This is a genomic window from Micromonospora auratinigra (assembly GCF_900089595.1).
GTDB lineage: Bacteria > Actinomycetota > Actinomycetes > Mycobacteriales > Micromonosporaceae > Micromonospora > Micromonospora auratinigra.
This window is the reverse complement of record NZ_LT594323.1, coordinates 1,631,617-1,648,339: the sequence shown is the minus strand read 5'-3', so window position 1 is coordinate 1,648,339 and position 16,723 is coordinate 1,631,617. Positions and strand designations below refer to the sequence as shown.

At 75.7% G+C, this 16,723-nt stretch carries 17 protein-coding genes; 6 read left to right on the top strand and 11 right to left on the bottom strand.

The window, feature by feature from the left end; genetic code table 11:
* Window positions 1–7: 7 nt before the first annotated feature.
* The gene (locus tag GA0070611_RS07325) at window positions 8–205 is read right to left on the bottom strand and encodes a DUF6767 domain-containing protein (protein WP_091659663.1); all 198 of its coding nucleotides are present in this window, start codon (window positions 203–205) and stop codon (window positions 8–10) included.
* 391 nt (window positions 206–596) lie between these two features.
* On the opposite strand from GA0070611_RS07325, the gene GA0070611_RS07320 reads away from it, so the two are divergent.
* The 3 genes from GA0070611_RS07320 to GA0070611_RS07310 all read left to right on the top strand — a co-directional run bounded on the left by GA0070611_RS07320 (window position 597) and on the right by GA0070611_RS07310 (window position 3,006).
* Window positions 597–1,085 (top strand): hypothetical protein, encoded by a 489-nt coding sequence (locus GA0070611_RS07320; protein WP_091659660.1) that lies wholly within the window; start codon window positions 597–599, stop codon window positions 1,083–1,085.
* A gap of 133 nt (window positions 1,086–1,218) precedes the next feature.
* Window positions 1,219–1,818, top strand: coding sequence for a class F sortase (locus tag GA0070611_RS07315; protein ID WP_231921358.1), 600 nt, complete (start codon window positions 1,219–1,221; stop codon window positions 1,816–1,818).
* Between the two features lie 72 nt (window positions 1,819–1,890).
* The gene (locus GA0070611_RS07310) at window positions 1,891–3,006 is read left to right on the top strand and encodes a magnesium and cobalt transport protein CorA (RefSeq protein WP_091659657.1); all 1,116 of its coding nucleotides are present in this window, start codon (window positions 1,891–1,893) and stop codon (window positions 3,004–3,006) included.
* Between the two features lie 6 nt (window positions 3,007–3,012).
* On the opposite strand, the gene GA0070611_RS07305 is transcribed toward GA0070611_RS07310, so the two are convergent.
* Window positions 3,013–4,011 (bottom strand): phosphotransferase family protein, encoded by a 999-nt coding sequence (locus GA0070611_RS07305; RefSeq protein WP_091659653.1) that lies wholly within the window; start codon window positions 4,009–4,011, stop codon window positions 3,013–3,015.
* 140 nt (window positions 4,012–4,151) lie between these two features.
* Here GA0070611_RS07305 and GA0070611_RS07300 point away from each other — a divergent pair, with 140 nt between their 5' ends.
* On the top strand, window positions 4,152–4,919 hold the full coding sequence (locus GA0070611_RS07300; protein WP_091672603.1) for an SGNH/GDSL hydrolase family protein: 768 nt from the start codon (window positions 4,152–4,154) through the stop codon (window positions 4,917–4,919).
* Between the two features lie 100 nt (window positions 4,920–5,019).
* Here the strand turns inward: GA0070611_RS07300 and GA0070611_RS07295 are convergent, their stop codons facing one another.
* Window positions 5,020–5,964, bottom strand: a complete 945-nt coding sequence (locus GA0070611_RS07295; RefSeq protein ID WP_157740248.1) for a hypothetical protein — start codon at window positions 5,962–5,964, stop codon at window positions 5,020–5,022.
* Between the two features lie 76 nt (window positions 5,965–6,040).
* Here GA0070611_RS07295 and GA0070611_RS07290 point away from each other — a divergent pair, with 76 nt between their 5' ends.
* Window positions 6,041–6,457 (top strand): YchJ family protein, encoded by a 417-nt coding sequence (locus tag GA0070611_RS07290; RefSeq protein ID WP_091672601.1) that lies wholly within the window; start codon window positions 6,041–6,043, stop codon window positions 6,455–6,457.
* Here the strand turns inward: GA0070611_RS07290 and GA0070611_RS07285 are convergent.
* From GA0070611_RS07285 to GA0070611_RS07270, 4 genes are all read right to left on the bottom strand, one after another.
* Window positions 6,433–7,644, bottom strand: coding sequence for an MFS transporter (locus GA0070611_RS07285; protein WP_091659644.1), 1,212 nt, complete (start codon window positions 7,642–7,644; stop codon window positions 6,433–6,435). The genes GA0070611_RS07290 and GA0070611_RS07285 overlap by 25 nt on opposite strands.
* 196 nt (window positions 7,645–7,840) lie before the next feature.
* Entirely contained in the window at window positions 7,841–8,830 is a 990-nt protein-coding gene (locus GA0070611_RS07280; RefSeq protein WP_091659640.1) for a mechanosensitive ion channel family protein, read from the bottom strand.
* A gap of 72 nt (window positions 8,831–8,902) precedes the next feature.
* Window positions 8,903–10,099 (bottom strand): hypothetical protein, encoded by a 1,197-nt coding sequence (locus GA0070611_RS07275; RefSeq protein WP_091659637.1) that lies wholly within the window; start codon window positions 10,097–10,099, stop codon window positions 8,903–8,905.
* 53 nt (window positions 10,100–10,152) lie between these two features.
* Window positions 10,153–11,820 (bottom strand): serine/threonine-protein kinase, encoded by a 1,668-nt coding sequence (locus GA0070611_RS07270; protein WP_091659634.1) that lies wholly within the window; start codon window positions 11,818–11,820, stop codon window positions 10,153–10,155.
* Window positions 11,821–12,103: 283 nt separating this feature from the next.
* Here GA0070611_RS07270 and GA0070611_RS07265 point away from each other — a divergent pair, with 283 nt between their 5' ends.
* Window positions 12,104–13,711: a sensor histidine kinase gene (locus GA0070611_RS07265; protein ID WP_197675871.1), complete on the top strand. Its 1,608-nt coding sequence runs from the start codon at window positions 12,104–12,106 to the stop codon at window positions 13,709–13,711.
* A 33-nt stretch (window positions 13,712–13,744) separates the two neighbouring features.
* On the opposite strand, the gene GA0070611_RS07260 is transcribed toward GA0070611_RS07265, so the two are convergent.
* From GA0070611_RS07260 to GA0070611_RS07245, 4 genes are all read right to left on the bottom strand, one after another.
* Window positions 13,745–14,788 carry a hypothetical protein gene (locus GA0070611_RS07260; RefSeq protein WP_091659625.1) on the bottom strand — a complete coding sequence of 348 codons (1,044 nt, stop codon included), beginning with the start codon at window positions 14,786–14,788 and terminating at the stop codon, window positions 13,745–13,747.
* A complete protein-coding gene (locus GA0070611_RS07255) occupies window positions 14,785–15,132 on the bottom strand; it encodes a PadR family transcriptional regulator (protein ID WP_091659621.1) in 348 nt (115 codons plus the stop codon). The genes GA0070611_RS07260 and GA0070611_RS07255 overlap by 4 nt, the downstream gene beginning before the upstream one ends.
* Window positions 15,133–15,174: 42 nt before the next feature.
* Entirely contained in the window at window positions 15,175–16,029 is an 855-nt protein-coding gene (locus GA0070611_RS07250; RefSeq protein ID WP_091659618.1) for an SPFH domain-containing protein, read from the bottom strand.
* 123 nt (window positions 16,030–16,152) lie between these two features.
* Entirely contained in the window at window positions 16,153–16,713 is a 561-nt protein-coding gene (locus GA0070611_RS07245; protein WP_091659614.1) for a GNAT family N-acetyltransferase, read from the bottom strand.
* Between the last annotated feature and the right edge of the window lie 10 nt (window positions 16,714–16,723).

Sequence of the window (16,723 nt, the reverse complement as noted above, 5' to 3'; positions counted from 1 at the left end):
CGGGCGGTCAGGGGCGCGGCCGGGCGTCGCGGGCGGCGAGCCGACTGCGGCGCACGCCGTCGCGCAGTTCCTCGTCGCCCATGACCAGCCAGACCAGGCCGCAGTCCTGCGGACCGGTGGCGCCGGGCAGGCAGAGCGTGCACGGCTCCCCCGGGCGGATCGGGCAGCTGGCCGCCGGTCGGGTCGCTCGCGTCGCACCGTTCACGGCACCAGCCTGCGTCCCGGCCGGCGACCCGGGTCAGGGCCGTTGGTCCCGCCCCCGTGGGTCGCGCGACCACCCCACTCCCCCTCCCTGCCCGGCCGACCTCGTCGAGCCTGCACTTGTGCCGGGCGACCTGGGCGGTAAGGAGCATTTTGTCGGGGCAGAAAACGCAAGATCGACGCGGGCGCACGGGAGCGTCAGGGTAGGGACGGGGCGGGGCAGGTACGGCCGGGCGCGCCCGGACCGGGAACACGTGACGGCAACGAAGATTTCTCAATTACGCCGAGTGACCGCCCCAACCCTCCTAGTGTTGGTCACACCGGTGTTAGTCACGGAGTTGGCCACCCGAACGACGTCCCACGCAGTCAGCGGACGAAAAGTGAGGGAATCGCGGATGAAGGCACAGTCAGTTCTCGGATCGGCGGCGGTCGGCGTGGGCCTCGGCGCACTCCTGCTCCCGGCGGCCGCGCTCGCGGACACCACCGTCTCACCAGCCACCACCCCGGTCGGCGGGACCGTCGTGCTCACCACCACGACCTGCAACCCGAAGTCGGGCGACGCGCTCTTCCGCGTCACCGGACCGGACCGGGACCAGAACGTCCGCTCCACCACCGCCGCCGCCGGGGGCGGGCTGAGCGCGGAACTCTTCACCGCCGGGTTCACCCTCGGCACGTACACGGTGACCACCACCTGCGGCGACGGCAGCAACGGTGGATCCGCCACCTTCACCGTCACCCCGATCGGCGGCGCCCAGGCCGGTGCCGGCGGCTCGGGCGGGGACACCGGTGTCCTGGTCGCGGGCGGCGCGCTCGCCGCCGCGGCGGTCGCCGGCGGAACGTACCTGGTGGTGCGCCGCCGCCGGCGCAGCACGGCCGTCGCCTGACGACGCCGCCACACCCCATCCCTGGGCGGAGGCTGCCCGCGCCGGAACCGACCGGCGCGGGCACCGCGCCCGTACCGACGGAGGTGGGAACCTGTCGCCGTCGACGCATCCCCCGTCCCGGGCCCGTACCGTCGTGGTCGCGGTCGCGGTCGTACTCGCCGCCGCCACCTCGGCCGGCCTGGTCGCCGCCGGGCTGGGCACCACCTCGGCGCGACCACCGCAGCCGGGCGCGTCGGTCGCCCCGACCGCCGAGCGGTCCGGCTCGGCCGGGCCGCTGCTGCCCCGCTCCGAACCGGTCCGGATCACCATCCCCCGCATCGGCGTCGACGCCGACCTGGTGCCGATCGCCACCGACGGGCGCGGCTCGCTGGAGGTGCCGCCGCTGGACCATCCGGAGCTGGCCGGCTGGTACCGGCCCGGCCCGTCGCCCGGCGAGGCGGGCAACGCGGTGGTGGTGGGCCACGTCGACTCGCAGCGCGGCCCGGCGGTCTTCTTCGAGCTGGGCCGGCTGCGTCCCGGCGACACGGTGCGGGTCACCCGGGCCGACGGCCGGACCGCGGCGTTCACCGTGGACGGTGTCGGGGCATACCCGAAGAGCCGGTTCCCCACCGAACGGGTGTACGGCGCCGGCGCGGACGCCCGGCTGCGGCTGATCACCTGCGGCGGCCGGTTCGACCCGCGGACCGGCAACTACCCGGACAACATCGTGGTCTTCGCCACCGCCACCCGCTGACCGGCCCGGGCGGCACCGACTCGCGCGCACCCCGTACGGTGGGCCGTCGGTATCCGGCGGACGGAGGTAGCGGTGGATCGGTCGGCGGATCCGGGTCGGTGGCGTCGACGACTGCTCCCCGCCCTGCTCACCCGCCTGGTCGGCCGGGGCGACGAGGGCGCGACGGCAGCCGCCCCGCGACGGTCCAACCCGGACGCGGTGGTGGACTGCGCGGTCTACACCGCGGGGCGGCGCGCCGCCGGCCGCCCGCACTACGCCGACGCGTACGCGCAGGCCCGCCGGCAGCGGCGCGCCTTCGTCTGGCTGGGCCTGCACGAGCCGGGCGCGGCGGTGATGGCGGCGGTCGGGCGCGCCTTCGGGCTCGACGAGCTGAGCGTGGAGCAGGCCCTCGCCGACGGGCACCGGCCGACCGTGCAGCGGCACGGCGCGGTGACCCTGCTGGTGCTGCGCACCGCGGCCTACGTGGAGCACGCCGAGCTCACCGACACCTCCGAGGTGATCGACACCGGGGACGTGCTGGTCTTCCTCGGCGAGCGCTTCGTCATCACGGTCCGGCACGGCGCGTCCGGCGCGCTGGCCCCGGTGCGCGCGGACATCCAGGGCCGGCCGGGCCTGCTCGCCGAGGGGCCGTGGGCGGTCGGCTACGCGGTCTGCGCCCGGATGGTCGACCTCTACCTGGAGGTCGCCGGGCACCTGGAGCGGGACCTGGAACGGGTCGAGGAGAGCGTCTTCGCCCGCGACCGCAGCGCCGACATCCAGCACATCTACCAGCTCAAGCGGGAGCTGGTGGAGTTCAAGCGGGCGGTGCTGCCGTTGCAGGCCCCGTTGCGCGCCCTGCTGGAACAGCGCGGCGACGGCCCGCCGCCCGGCCTGCACCGCTGGTTCGTCGACGTGGAGGGGCGGCTGACCCGCGCGGTCGAGCGGATCAGCTCCTACGACGACCTGCTCAACTCGATGCTCCAGGCCCGGCTGGCGCAGCTCGCCGTCGACCAGAACAACGACATGCGCAAGATCGCGGCGTGGGCGGCGATCGCCGCGGTGCCGACGGCGGTGGCCGGGGTCTACGGGATGAACTTCACCCACATGCCGGAGCTGGGCTGGCGGTACGGCTACGGCGGCGCGCTGCTGCTGATCGCGGGCGCCGCCCTAGTCCTGCACCGGCTGTTCCGCCGCTCCGGCTGGTTGTAGGCCGGCTCACGGCTTGTCCAGGTCGGACAGCTCCTGGTCGAGCAGCCCGGCCAGCCGGGCCACCCGCCCCGGATCGGACGCCGGAGTGATGCCCCGGCTGGGCATCTCCACCGTCATCAGCAGGTAGAGGTACAGCCGGTAGAGGCCGAGCCGGCGACGGACCGCGGCGTCGAACGGGAACGGCGCGACCGTGCGGTACGCCCGTACGAGCGGGTCGCCGGGTTCGTCCTCGGTGCGCCGGAACAGCAGCGGTGAGACCAGGTCCATCAGCGGGTCGCCCCACAGGTGCCGCTCGCCGTCGACGAGGCCGCTGAGCCGGGGCGTGCCGTCGGGACCGTCGACGGCCAGCACGTTGCCCGCCCAGCCGTCGAAGTGCAGCAGCGCCGGGCGGCGCACCGCGTCGAGCACCCCGGCCCGCCGCTCGACCAGGTCCCGGATCCGGTCGGCGGGCACCGGCAGCGTCACCCGCCAGTCCGCCGCGTCGGCGAGCAGCGCGTCCAGCATCGCGGTGTACGCCGTACGCCAGGTGTCGCCGTCGGGTCGTCCGCCGTCGTAGCCGTACCGGTCGCCGGTGACGCCGTGCAGCGCGGTGAGCGCGAGGCCGAACTCGACCCGGACCGGGTCGGTGTCGACGCCGGCGGAGTCCAGTTCGGCGAGGGTCCGGCCGGGTCGCAGGTCGGTGAGCAGCCAGTCGCCCAGCACCGGGTCGGCGCCGTGGTGCAGCAGCGCCGGCACCGGCACGGCGGGCGCCCGCTCGGCGACCAGGCGCAGGTAGCGGGCCTCGGCACCGATCATGTCGCGCTCGTAGCGCAGCAGTGGCACCGTGCGGGGCGGACCCACTTTCAGCACCACCGCACGGCCGTCGTCGAGGGTCACCCACCAGACCGCGGCGAAGCCGCCCCCGGCCAGCGGCCCGCACCCGGTCACCCGTGGGGTGGGACCGAGGGACGCGGCGACGTAGCGGCGGACCTGGTCCGGATCGAGGCGGCGTCGGGTCGGGCTCATCCGGCGCGCCCCGTTACGCCGGTGAGTGCCCCCGTGGTCAGGTCCATCGTCCGTCCCAGATTAGCCGCCCGCGCCGCGGCGTGGAGACCGGCCGACACGTGGTGAGAGCCACCGTCGGCGGCCGTACGCTGGCGGTCGTGATGTGGCAGCGTTACGTGGCGATCGGGGACAGCACCACCGAGGGTCTGGACGACCCCGACGGCGACGGCGGCTACCGGGGCTGGGCCGACCGGTTCGCCCTCGCGGTGGCCCGCGCCCAGGGCGGCCTCGAGTACGCCAACCTGGCCATCCGGGGACGGACCACGGCCCGCATCCGCGCCGAGCAGCTGCCCGTGGCGCTCCACCTGGCCCCGGACCTGGCCACCGTGGTTGCCGGGATGAACGACGTGCTGCGGCCGTCGTTCGACGCCGACCGGGTGGCCGAGGACGTCGGTGCGATGCAGCGGGCCCTGGTCGGCCAGGGCGCCACCGTCCTGACCTTCACCCTGCCCGACCCGGTGCCGGTGATGCCGATCGCCCGGCCGCTGCGCGGGCGGATGCTGGCGCTCAACGCCGCCGTCCGCGCGGTCACCGCCGAGACCGGGGCGACCCTGCTCGACCTGGGCGCACACCCGGTCGCCTCGGACCCGCGACTGTGGAGCGACGACCGGCTGCACGCCAACACCGCCGGGCACGAGCGGATCGCCGCCGCGCTGGCGTACACCGCCGGCCTGCCCGGCTACGACGACTCGTGGACCCGGCCGCTGCCGCCGGGCGGGCGGCGACCCCGGACCGAGGTGGTCCGCGCCGAGCTGGCCTGGACGCGCCGGCACCTGCTGCCCTGGCTGGCCCGTCACCTGCGCGGCCGCTCCTCCGGCGACGACCGGGTGGCGAAGCGCCCCGTCCCGCTGCCCGTCGCCCCGGACTGACCGCCCCGCCCTCCTGCCCAGGGCGCTGATTCACGGAAAGAGTGCCTATCCGGCGTCTGATAGCCACTCTTTCCGTGAATCAGCGCCGGGTGGGGTGGGTTCAGGGGGCGGTGAGGAGGGTGACCCGTTCGACGGCCAGGGCGGCCAGGCGGCGGGCGGTCTCGTCGGCCTCGCCGGCGAGGCGGTCCCGCAGCCCGGTGACGGTGGCGGCGGCCCGGTCGACCGACGCCCGGGCCTTGCGGATCCGGCCCCGTACGGCCAGGTCGGTGAAGATGTTGTCCAGGAAGATGTCGGTGAAGCGGGTCAGCCCGTCCAGCTCCAGCTGCGGCGCGAGCCACCAGCCGGCCAGCTCGGCCAGCTCGGTGCGCAGCGCGGCCAACTGCCGGTCGGCGGCCCGGGCCGCCGCGGCCGCGTCGTCCATCCGGCCGTGCTTCACGACGCTGCTCACCGCCCCGCCGCCGAGGAAGGTGTCGTAGGTGGACCAGGCGTCCGCTCTGGCCAGCTGATCCCGGGCCGCGCCGAGCGCGGTCAGCGCCGCCCCAGCGGTACGGCGTGCCCGGTCCAGCTGCCCGGAACGCGCGGTGAGCCGGCCCCGTTCGGCGGTCAGCTCGGTCAGCCGGGCGGCCCGCGGGTCCCGGTCGGCGGTGAGCTGCCGTTCCCGCTCGTCCAGCAGCGCCGCGTACGCCCGCGGCGCGTCGGCCAGCTCGGCCCGCCGGGCCTCGGCGGCGCGCCGCCCGTCGCGCAGTGCCGCGAGCCGGGCCCGCTCCTGCGCCTCGCGCTGCCCGGCCCGCTGCGCCTCGGTCCGCTCCCGGAGCAGGTCCTCCTCCCGGGTGCCCCGCAGGGCCGCGACGAGCCGGGTGAGGGAGGCCCGCTCCAGTCGCGCCACGTCCCGCCGCTCCCGCTCGTGCGCGCGGCCCAGCGCGGCGACCCGGCGCTCCGCCTCGGCCACCTGCCGGCCCAGGAGCTCCACCTGCTCGCCGGCCCGCTCGTACTCCCGGACCCGCTCCACCGCCGCCGCCAGCCGCCGCACCCCGTCCCCGTTCACGTCGCCCATTGCAGCGCAGCGCCGCAAGGCCGGGTCGCCGCCGACCCGCCGGCCGGGCTGCGGCAGGATGGCGGTCGTGGCGAAACGTGGTGCCCGCCGGAGCGCGGCCGAGCAGACCGGTGCCTGCCCGTGCGGCGGCGGGCTGCCGTACGCGGACTGCTGCGGAGCGGTGCACCGGGGCACAGCCACGGCGGCCACCGCCGAGGCGCTGATGCGCTCGCGGTACAGCGCCTTCGCCGTCGGTGATCCCGGCTACCTGCTGCGCAGCTGGCACTCCTCGACCCGGCCGGCGCGGCTCGACCCGGACCCGGGCACCCGGTGGACCCGCCTGGAGATCGTGGCGACCGAGCGGGGTGGCCTCTTCGACACCGCCGGCACGGTCACCTTCCGCGCCCACTACCGCGAGGCGGGCCGCCCCGGCGTGCTGACGGAGCGCAGCCGCTTCGTGCGCGAGGACGGCCACTGGGTCTACCTGGAAGCGCTGCCCGACTGAGCCGGCCGCCGGGCGGCCAGCAGCAGCGCCACCAGCAGGTAGGGCACCGCGGAGACGGCGAACGCCACCGGGTTGCCGGTGCCCGCGGCGAGCAGCCCGTAGCCGGCGTAGAACGCCACGATGGTCAGGTCGGTGGCCATCCCGGCCAGCGAGGTGACGGTGGCGCGGGCCGGGCCGGCGATGCGGGCCTGCAACCGCGCGTCGGCCAGCACGGTGGCGAGCTGGAAGGCCGCGAAGGCGACCGCGAGCAGCCCGAACCCGGCGGGGTGGCGCCACAGGGCGCCCGCCGCGAGCATGGTCGCCGCGAACACCAACAGGCCCGCGTACCCGCGCCGGGTGAGCCGCTCGCCGAGCGGGGCGAGCAGGCCGCCGACGGTCATCCCGGACCAGAGCAGCAGGAGCAGCAGCGGCACGGTCGCGGTGGCCACGCCGGTGTCGCGGGCCAGCAGGCCGGTGTACTCGTCGAGGCCGCCCCAGATCGCGGTCACCGCGGCCACCAGCAGCACCGCGTGGCGTACCGGCGGGTGGGCGCGGGCCTCCGCGAGGCCGGCGCGCAGGCTGGCCCGCCAGCCCGGATCGTCCGGCTCGTCGGCCGGCGTCGCGTCGAGAAGCGGGTGTTCGGGGAACCGGGTGGCGACGGCGGCGGCGAGCAGGCAGGCCACGATGCTGGCCGCGCCGACCGCCGGGTAGCCGCCGACGGCCAGCACCGGGGCGGCCAGCGCACCGGAGACGGCCGCGCCGAGCACCCCGGCGGTGTGCGCCCGGCCGGTCAGGCGGGCGTACCGGTCGGCCGCCCCGAGCCGGTCCAGCGCGGTGAAGACCAGCGCCTCCAGGGCCCCGGAGCGCAGCGAGCCGCCGGCGCCCCAGAGCACGAAGCCGAGCGCGAACACCGGGTACGAGGGCGCGAGCACCCAGAGCGCGAAGGCCACCGCGGGCAGCAGCGGGGCCAGGGCCAGCAGCAGCCGGCGGGAGACCGCGTCGGCCCAGGCACCGGAGGGCACCTCCAGCAGGATGCCGCTGGCCGACCAGATCACGAAGAGCGAGGAGATCTGCCCGACGGAGAGGCCGGTGTCGGCGAAGAGCAGCACGTACACCGGGTAGAGCAGGACGAGGTCGGTGAGGAACGCGTACGCGTAGAGCGTCGCGGCCAGTCGGCGGACGGGCACACGCGCGGAGACGATGGTCATGAGGCCTTCCCACGGGGACGAGACGGACGCCGGACGTGCGGCGTCCGCGGCGGCCCGCGGCCACGGCCTCTAGGGCAGGATCAACATCGCCAGGTCATGCCGCGATGTTATCCCGCGCCGGCACCCTCGTGGGTACCCGCGCACACGAACGGGGTGGGACCCGATCGGCCCCACCCCGTTCGATGCGCGCCGCCGGTCAGCGGCGGAACTGCTCCGTGGCCTCCGACGGGATGACCATCGTCTCCTCGCTGTCCGTGGCGTCGGTGGCGGTCCGCTGGCGCGGCGTCGACACCGGATCGGTGGACGGCGGCACCGGCTGGGTGGGCTCCGCCGAGCCGTACGGGGCAACCGGCTGGGTGCGGTCGGCGTCGGTCTCGCCCGCCACCGGCCGGGTCAGCTCGGCGTCGGTCCCGCGCGGCACCGGCTGCGTCAGCTCGGCCTCGGCGTAGGGGTTGGCCGGGGCGCCCAGCCGGGCCTCGACGTCGCGGCGACCCGCCTGGTACGCCCGGGCGTGGGTGGCGATGGTCCGCGACTCCTCCTCGGCGCGGGTCAGCCAGTTCTCCCAGCGGCTCTGCATCGGCCGGACCAGGCCGCCGCCGACGCCGACGACGAGGATGCCGCCGACGGTGGCGAGCACCGCGATCAGCACCGGGGTGGTGATGGCGGTGGCCACGCCGATCTGGTTGAGCGCGGCGATGATGCCGAGCCCGAGGATGAACACCGACGCGATGGTGGCCAGGATCCGGCCGTACGACAGGCCGCCGAGGGCGCTGGAGATGATGTCCTTGACGGCGTTGGCGATGGCCGCCGCGACGACCACGATGACGATCGCGACGAACGCCCGGGGCAGCCAGGCGATGACGCCGGCGATCAGGTCCGAGATCGGGTTCGGGCCCCAGATGCCGAAGGCGAGCTGGAGGGTCACCAGCAGCACGGCGTAGTACGCCAGCTTGGCGACGATGTCGCTGGCGTCGTAGCGGGAGCGGGCCAGTGCGGTCTTGATGCCGCCCCGCTCGACGGCCTTGTCGAAGTGGACCCGCTCGAGGAGCTTGTCGACGATCTTCAGCACCGCCTTGGCGACCAGCCAGCCGACCACCAGGATCGCGATGAAGGCGACCGCCTTGGGCAGGAACAGCATCACGGAACGGAACGCGTCACCCACCGCGTCGCCGACGTTGTCTCTCATCGAAGGGCCTCCACGCAGAATTCAGCTCAGTCTGCGTCGGACCTACCCGACCCGCCCGGCGCGGAAACCCGGTCAGCCCCGCCGGCAGCGGTAGGTGACCTGGGTGCCGGCCTGCACCGGCGAGGGTTCGATGAGGTTGACGGTGGCGGTCTCCGTGGTGGCGCCGACCCCGCTGAACGTCCACCGCAGGGTGAGGGTGGCGGTGCGTTGACCCCGGCCGACCCGCTCGGTGAGCACGGCGCCGGGCGGGGCGTCCGAGCGGAACCACTGGTAGCGCAGCACGCCGCCGCGACCGTTGGTGCGTACCGTGGCGACCACGTCGACGGTGACGTCGCACCGGTCACCGGCCGGCCGCGGCACCGCGACGGTCACCCCCTGCACCTCCAGCGGGCTGAGCCGCTGCCACAGGTAGAGGCCGACCACCGCGACCAGCGCCAGGGTCAGCAGGCCGGAGAGCACCGAGACGACCCGGCGCCACACCGGACGCGGCCGGCGCGGCGGGGCGACGGCCGGCCAGGCGGGCGCGCCGGGCGGCGCGGCCGGCACACCCGGCCCGAAGCGCAGCTCGCCACCGGACCCCGGCGCACCGGCACCGCTCGTCGGGCGCGCGGTCGCGGTGCCCCCGGGGTACGCGCCGGTCGTCCCGCCGAAGCCGGGGCCGGCCGGTCCGGTGGCGGCACTGGGTGGGCCGAAGTGCGTGGTGGCCGCGTCCGGCGCGCCGAAGCTGACGGTGCGGTCGGTCGCCCCGGACCGCGCGGCGGGGCCGGTCCCGGCGGGCGGCCCGGCCGCCGGCACCGCGCCGAGGTGCGCGGTCCGGTCGGCACCCCCGAGGTACGTGGTCCGGTCGGCACCGCCCAGGTACGCGGTCGGCCCGCCGACCGACGGGGTCGCTCCCGGCACGCCCAGGTACGCGGTCGGCTCGGCGCCCCCGCCGGCGCTGGTCCCCGCCGCGCCCAGGTACGCCGTCGGCTCCCCCGCGGCCAGGTGCACGGTGGCGTCCGGCGAGCCCAGGTACGCCGTCGGCTCCCCCGCCGCCAGGTGCACGGTGGCGTCCGGCGAGCCCAGGTGAGCGGTCGGCTCCTCGGTGCTCGGCCGTCCGGTGGCGGCCGGCGCGCTCGCGCCCGGGTGGACGGTCGGGTCGGGGTGCACCGCCGGCCCGGGGGCACCGAACGCCGTGGTGCGGTCGAGGTCGACGGTCGCGCCCGGGTCGGCGGGCAACGACAGCGCCCGGGTCGGCAGCGCCTCGGTGGGCTCCTCCGGCCGGGTCACGCGGACCGCCCCGGGGTGACGGCGGGGCTGGGCACAGCGGACACGTCGTACTCCTAACCGGGCGTGCAGTAGTTGTAGAGGGTCACGTACACGGTGGACGCCGAGGTGGCGGCGTTGCCGGCCGCGTCGAAGGCGGTGACCTGGATCGGGATCCGGGTGCTCAGTCTCGGCATGGCGAGCGGGCCGAGGCTGCCCCGGAAGCCGCCCTGCCCGTTCCCACTCATCGGCACGGTCGACACCACCCCGCCGAGGGTGTACCGGAAGCTGACCCGCAGCGCGGTGGGGCCGCTGCGGTCGTCCTTGGCGGTGGCGGTGACGGTGCTGGTCTGGATGCCGTACGGGCAGCCCTTGGGTTCGAGCTGGTTCGGGTCGACGGCGAGGTCGCCGACGGCGGGCGCGGTGACGTCGGGCGGGGGTGGCGGGGCGGTGCTCCTCGTCGGCGGCGCGGGCGGCGTGCTGGTGCGCACCGGCGGGCGGGTCGGCCGGCTGCTGCGGGTCGGGGCGGGAGTGGCGGTCGGGTCGGCCGACGGCGTGCCGGTCGGTGGCGCGCCGGTGGTGGGGTCCGGGCTCGGCGTCGGGCTGTCCGTCGCGGTGGCGGCGGGCGTGCCGGCGCCGGTCGGGGTCGGGGTCGGGCCGGTGGGGGCGACCGGCGGGTCGGCGACCACGGGACCGTCGTTGGCGGCGTAGCTCCAGCCGGCGCCGCCGGCCAGCAGGAGCGCGACCAGGGTGCCGCTCGCGAGCAGCGTCCGTTTGCGCCCCCGGTGCAGCAGGCCGCGGCGGGTCGGGGTCGAGGCCGCGGCGGACCCGAGCGCGGTGCTGGCGACGCTGGTGGCGCCGCCCGCGCCGTCCGGGAAGGGCCAGAGCGCGGCGAGCAGGGCGGCCCGGCGGGCCAGCTCCCGCAGCCCGCGCTCCTCCCACTGCGGCCCGTACGCGGTGCCGGCCACCCGGTCGAGGAGTTCCAGGAAGACCTGGGCGGGTTGGGGCCGCTGGTCGGGCTGCTTGGCCATGCCGTGCCGGAGCAGCTCGTGCACCGGCAGCGGGGCGGGGTCGGTCGGGATCGGTGCGGAGGCGTGCTGCTCACGCAGGGCGAACAGGTTCCCGCCGTCGTACGGCGGCTTGCCGGTCAGGCACTCGTAGAAGGTCGCGGTGGCCGCGTAGATGTCGCAGGCGGGGCTGGCCGGGGCGCCGGTCCACTGTTCGGGGGCCATGTACCGGGGCGTGCCGGAGACGGTGGTGTCGGAGCCCTCACCGATCGGCATGGCGATGCCGAAGTCGGCGAGCTTGCTCACCCCGTCGCCGGTGACCAGCACGTTCTCCGGCTTGTAGTCGCGGTGCACCACCCCGTGGGCGTGCGCGGCGGCGAGACCGGCGAGCGAGCCCTTGAGCACGCAGAGCGCCGACTCGGGCGTGGTGGGACCCTGCGCGCGCAGCATCTGCCGCAGCGAGACGCCGTTGACCAGCTCCATGACGATGGCCGCGCCCTCGTCGCTCTCGACGTACTCGTAGAGCCGGGAGACGTGCGGGTCGTCGATCTCGCCGAGCAGCCGGGCCTCCTGCCGGAAGGCGGTCCGGAAGGACGAGTCCTCGCCGAGGTCGCGCACCAGGTACTTGACGGCGACCGGGGTGCCGGTCGCCTCGTGGGTGGCGAGGACGACACTGCCCGACGCACCGGCGCCGAGCCGACGGACGGGCGTGTAGCCGGACAGCTGCCAGCCGCTCATGCGAGGTACTCCACGGCGCTCCAGGGACGGGTGTCGGCCCCCGTCTCGCTGATCATTCTGGTCGCCGGGGAGCTGCGGGCCATCGGCGCAACGGGTGCTTCCGCCGTCCGGAAGGCGACACCGCAGCGCGGGCGGCGGGCGGTCGAGGGACCGGTGGACCGGGGGCGGGCCGGGCCCGGCGGCGGATGGTCGGTTACGGACACCCGGCCACCAGGTACCGGACCGGGGCAAGGCCGGGCCGCGGTTGCGCGCAACCCGCCCGGCACTCGGTTAGGGTGCTGCCGTGAGCAGCGCAGCGACGGCGGACCGGCCCGCCTCCGGGGGCCGGCGGTCCGGGATGACCACGAGCCGGCGGCTGAGCGTCATGATGATCGCGATGACCGTGCTGGTGCTCACCGGTGGCGCGGTCGGGGCGGTGGCGCTGTCGCACACCGCCGCCGTGTCGAACCGGCTGGCCGATCGGATCTCCCCGGCGCGCACCGCGGTGAGCCGGCTGGAGACCGGATTGCTGGAGCAGGTGGCGGCGGTGCGCGGGTACGTGATCACGGGCGACCCGGTGCTGCTGGGCCCGTACGAGAACGGGGTGGCCGCCGAGCGGGTCACCGCGCGGCGGGCCCGCGAGCTGCTCGCCGACGAGCCGGCGGCCCGCCGGGAGCTGGACGCGGCGCTCGGGTTGGCGGACCGGTGGCGGGCCGACTTCCCGACCCGGTTGATCGCCGCCCGGCGCGGTGGCGCGTCCCCGGTGGACCTGGCCCCGATCGTCCAGCGTGGCCGGTTGGCCTTCGACGCCGCCCAGGCCGCCCTGAAGTCCCTGGAGGGCCGGCTGGACCGCGAGCAGGCGGCCGGGCGGGCCGACCTGGACCGGGCCCGGGCCGTGCGCGACGTGCTGTTCGTGGCGATCCTGGCGACGCTGCTGCTCTCCAGCATCGTGATCTCGGTGCTGGTCCGGCTGACCGTGCTGCGCCCGCTGGGCCGCCTCGGCGCCTCGGTGCGGCAGGTCGCGGGCGGCGACTTCGAGCACCGGCTGACCCCGGAGGGCCCGGCGGACATCGCCCGGCTGACCGCGGACGTGGAGACGATGCGGCAGCGGGTCGTCGACGCGCTGAAGACCAGCCGCCGGCACCGCGACGCCCTCGAACAGCAGGCCGACGAGCTGCGCCGCTCCAACGAGGACCTGGAGCAGTTCGCCTACGTGGCCTCGCACGACCTGCAGGAGCCGCTGCGCAAGGTGGCCTCGTTCTGCCAGATGCTGCACCGCCGCTACGCCGACCAGCTCGACGACCGGGCCCGCCAGTACATCGGGTACGCCGTCGACGGGGCGACCCGGATGCAGAGCCTGATCAACGACCTGCTGGCGTTCTCCCGGATCGGCCGGGTCTACGGCGACGACCGGGAGGTGGACCTGGCCGAGGTGCTGGCCCAGGCCGAGTCGAACCTGTCCGGGCCGATCGCCGACGCCGGGGCGCAGGTCGTCGCCGACCCGTTGCCGGTGGTCAACGGCGATCCGACGCTGCTGACCATGCTGTGGCAGAACCTGCTGGGCAACGCGGTGAAGTTCCGCAGTCCCGATCGGGCCCCCCGGATCCGCGTCGAGGCGACCGAGGAGGCCGACGGCTGGTCGTTCGCGGTGGCCGACAACGGCATCGGCATCGAGCCGCGCTACGCCGACAAGATCTTCCTGATCTTCCAGCGGCTGCATCCCCGGGGCAGCTACGACGGGACCGGGATCGGGCTGGCCATCTGCAAGAAGATCGTCGAGTACCACGGCGGCACGCTGCGACTGGACGACGGGTACGCCGAGGGCGCCCGGTTCGTCTTCACCCTGCCGAAGCCGGCGGCGGTGGCGGTGCCGGAGCAGGCGGGTGAGCGGACGCCGGTGGCCCCGGCCTGAGCGCGGGGCCACCGGTTGGCCCTGTCGGGGCGGTCAGTTCCGGTCGGCGGCGCGGCCCAGCGCCAGCAGGCGTCGGGTCTCCTCCCGGCGACGGACCAGCAGCACGCCGGCCAGGAAGGTGGTCAGCGGAGCGAGGACCAGCAGGGCCACCTCCCCCGCGTCGAGCGGCACGACCGACCCGGGCCAGGTGTGCATGTTGTCCATGACCAGGGCGAGCGCGGCCAGCGGACTGAGCGCGACCAGCACCCGCACCCGCACCGGCGGGGCCAGCGTGGCCAGACTGACCAGCAGGACGAGGCCGGCCCCGGCCAGTACCGCGACGTAGAGCCAGAGCAGGGCCTCGCTGCGGGCGCCCAGCAGGCCATAGAAGACGTGGACCGGCACGGCGCCGACCAGGTCGGTGCTGGCCTGGCTGAGCCGGCTCAGTTCGAGCACCGCGGTGCCAGCCAGCGGCGCGAGGACCAGGGCCACCAGCCGGCGTACGCCCAGCACCGACACCGCCCGCCGGGTGGCGGTGGGCACGGTGAGCGCGGTCGCCGCCATCAGGGCCAGGGTGAGCTGCGGCAGGGTGGAGACGGTGAACCCGGGCTGGTCGAGCAGGCCCCTGCCCACCAGCACACCCCAGGCGGCCACCGCCGTCCAGGCCAGGCCGGCGGCGAGCCACAGCCAACCGAGCAGCGTCGCCACGGCCACGGCGAGCCACCCCGCCACCCGAAGCCAGTCGAGGAGGTCGGCACCGGTCGGTGGGACGTACACCAGCACGTCGGGGTTCGGCACGAGCCGGTCGGCGAGGTCCTTCGCGGCCGACGCGAGCAGCAGCAGCGCGGCCAGCAGCCCGGTGACGGCGGCGGCGTCCACCCAGGCGGGTGCGGTGAACTGCCGCGCACCCGCCCTCGCCCGGGCCCGCAGGCCGCCGCCGACCAGGTCGAGCGCGTCGGCGGCGTCGGGCCGGGTCTGACCGGGGCGGGCGCCGGCCAGGAGGACGGCGAGCATCTCCTCCTCGTACGCCCGGCGGTGTTCCCACGGGTAGACGGCGAGCAGCCGACGGTAACGGCGCTCCAGCTTCTCGTCGGTCACGCCGCTCCTCCCTGCGGGAGCAGGCCGGCCCGGCGCAGCCGCGCCCCGGCGGCGTCGGCGTTGCGGCGCAGTCGGGTGGCCTCGTCGGCGAGCCGGGTCGCGCCGAGGGCGGTGAGCCGGTAGTAGCGGCGCAGCCGGGACTGCACCACCTCCTCGCGCTCGACCTCGATGAGGCCGTCGGCGCGCAGCCGGTCGAGGACGGCGTAGAGGGTGCCGGCGCGCAGCCGGACCCGGCCGTCGGAGACGCGCAGCACGTCCTCGATGACGGCGTACCCGTGCCGGGGCGTCTCGGCCAGCGCGGTGAGGACCAGGAACGTGGGTTCCCGCAGCGGACTGTCGGTCATGCTCGCGAGGATATACAGCTAGGCGGTATATACGCTGTCCCGTCAGCGGGCGGGGCGGTGCCCGTCCCCCTCGGCGGCCACCGCGACGCTCTCCGTGACCGGCCCGAGCGGCGGCGCCTGCTCCGCCGGCCGCGCCCCCTCGGCAACCGCGTTGAAGAACTTCAGCAGCTCGACCGGGAAGGGCATGACCAGGGTGCTGTTCTTCTCCGAGGCCACGTCGACCACCGTCTGCAGCAGCCGCAACTGGTACGCCCCGGGCGTGTCCGCCATCGCCCGGGAGGCGTCGGCCAGCCGCCGGGACGCCTGGAACTCGCCGTCGGCGGCGATCACCCGGGCCCGCCGTTCGCGCTCCGCCTCGGCCTGGCGCGACATCGAGCGCTTCATCCCCTCCGGCAGCGCCACGTCCTTGACCTCGACCCGCTCGATGAGCAGGCCCCACGGCTTCTCGGTGGGGGCGTCGATGACCGACTTCAACTCGGCGTTGATCCGGTCCCGGTCCCGCAGCAGGGTGTCCAGGTCGGCCTTGCCGATCACCGAGCGCAGCGCGGTCTGCGCCACCTGGAGCACGGCCGACGGGTAGTCGCGGACGTTGACCAGCGCCTTCACCGGATCGACCACCCGGTAGTAGACGACCGCGTCGACGGTGAGCGTGACGTTGTCGCGGGTGATCACGCCCTGCGCGGGCACCCCGATCACGGTGGTCTGCATGCTGACCCGCACCATCCGGTCGGCCACCGGCACGATCAGGTGGAAGCCGGGCTGCCGGAGCCGGTCGAGCACCCGGCCGAAGCGGAACACCACGCCCCGCTGGTACTGCTGCACCAGCCGGACGCTCAACGACAGCACGAGCAGCACGATCGCGACGACGATGACCACGGCGACGGCGGTGGCGACCATGCTCCCCCTCGATCCCGGAGGCGACCGCCTCCCCGGCGCCGCGCCTACCCGTTCCGGCGCCCCGCATGCCTGCCGGCGGCCACCGGTGCGCCGGCGGCCGGCCGCTGACCGGCCCCGCCCCGCTCACCGGGCCCGGGCCCGCCACTCGTCGGCCAGGATCGCGAAGACCAGTTGGTCGGCCCACTCACCCCGGAACAGGTAGCTGCGTACGTGGTGCGCCTCGCGGCGCATGCCGAGGCGGGACATCAGCCGGGCGGACGCCTCGTTGCCGGCGTGGCAACGGGCGAACACCCGGTGCAGCCCCAGCTCACCGAAGCCCCAGTCGAGCAGCGCCGTGGCGGCCTCGGTGGCCAGCCCACGGCCGCCGTGGTCGGGGTGCAGCACGTAGCCGAGTTCCGCCGTACGGTCCGGCCGGCTGCGCCAGACCAGCTCCACCGTGCCGATCACGCCCGCTCCGGTGGCGATCGCCAGCGTCAGGCAGTCGCCCTCCGCCCGCAACGCGTCCTCGGCCGCCATGGCGCGCACCGACGCCCGGGACTGCTCCCGGGTCCGCGGCCCGGCGCCGCGCATCCACCGGACGACGTCCGATCGGCGCTGGTAGGCGTGCACGTCGTCGAGGTCGTCGAGGGTGACCGGGCGCAGGGTGAGCCGCGCGGTGCGGATCGGGTAGGTCGGCGCGTACATCCGGTGATCG

Coding starts and splice junctions, on each gene's coding strand:
- GA0070611_RS07245 (WP_091659614.1), bottom strand. CDS start 16,713: ATGTACGCGCCGACCTACCCGATCCGCACCGCGCGGCTCACCCTGCGC.
- GA0070611_RS07280 (WP_091659640.1), bottom strand. CDS start 8,830: ATGAGAGACAACGTCGGCGACGCGGTGGGTGACGCGTTCCGTTCCGTG.
- GA0070611_RS07255 (WP_091659621.1), bottom strand. CDS start 15,132: ATGACCGACAGTCCGCTGCGGGAACCCACGTTCCTGGTCCTCACCGCG.
- GA0070611_RS07300 (WP_091672603.1), top strand. CDS start 4,152: ATGTGGCAGCGTTACGTGGCGATCGGGGACAGCACCACCGAGGGTCTG.
- GA0070611_RS07270 (WP_091659634.1), bottom strand. CDS start 11,820: ATGAGCGGCTGGCAGCTGTCCGGCTACACGCCCGTCCGTCGGCTCGGC.
- GA0070611_RS07320 (WP_091659660.1), top strand. CDS start 597: ATGAAGGCACAGTCAGTTCTCGGATCGGCGGCGGTCGGCGTGGGCCTC.
- GA0070611_RS07285 (WP_091659644.1), bottom strand. CDS start 7,644: ATGACCATCGTCTCCGCGCGTGTGCCCGTCCGCCGACTGGCCGCGACG.
- GA0070611_RS07250 (WP_091659618.1), bottom strand. CDS start 16,029: ATGGTCGCCACCGCCGTCGCCGTGGTCATCGTCGTCGCGATCGTGCTG.
- GA0070611_RS07305 (WP_091659653.1), bottom strand. CDS start 4,011: ATGAGCCCGACCCGACGCCGCCTCGATCCGGACCAGGTCCGCCGCTAC.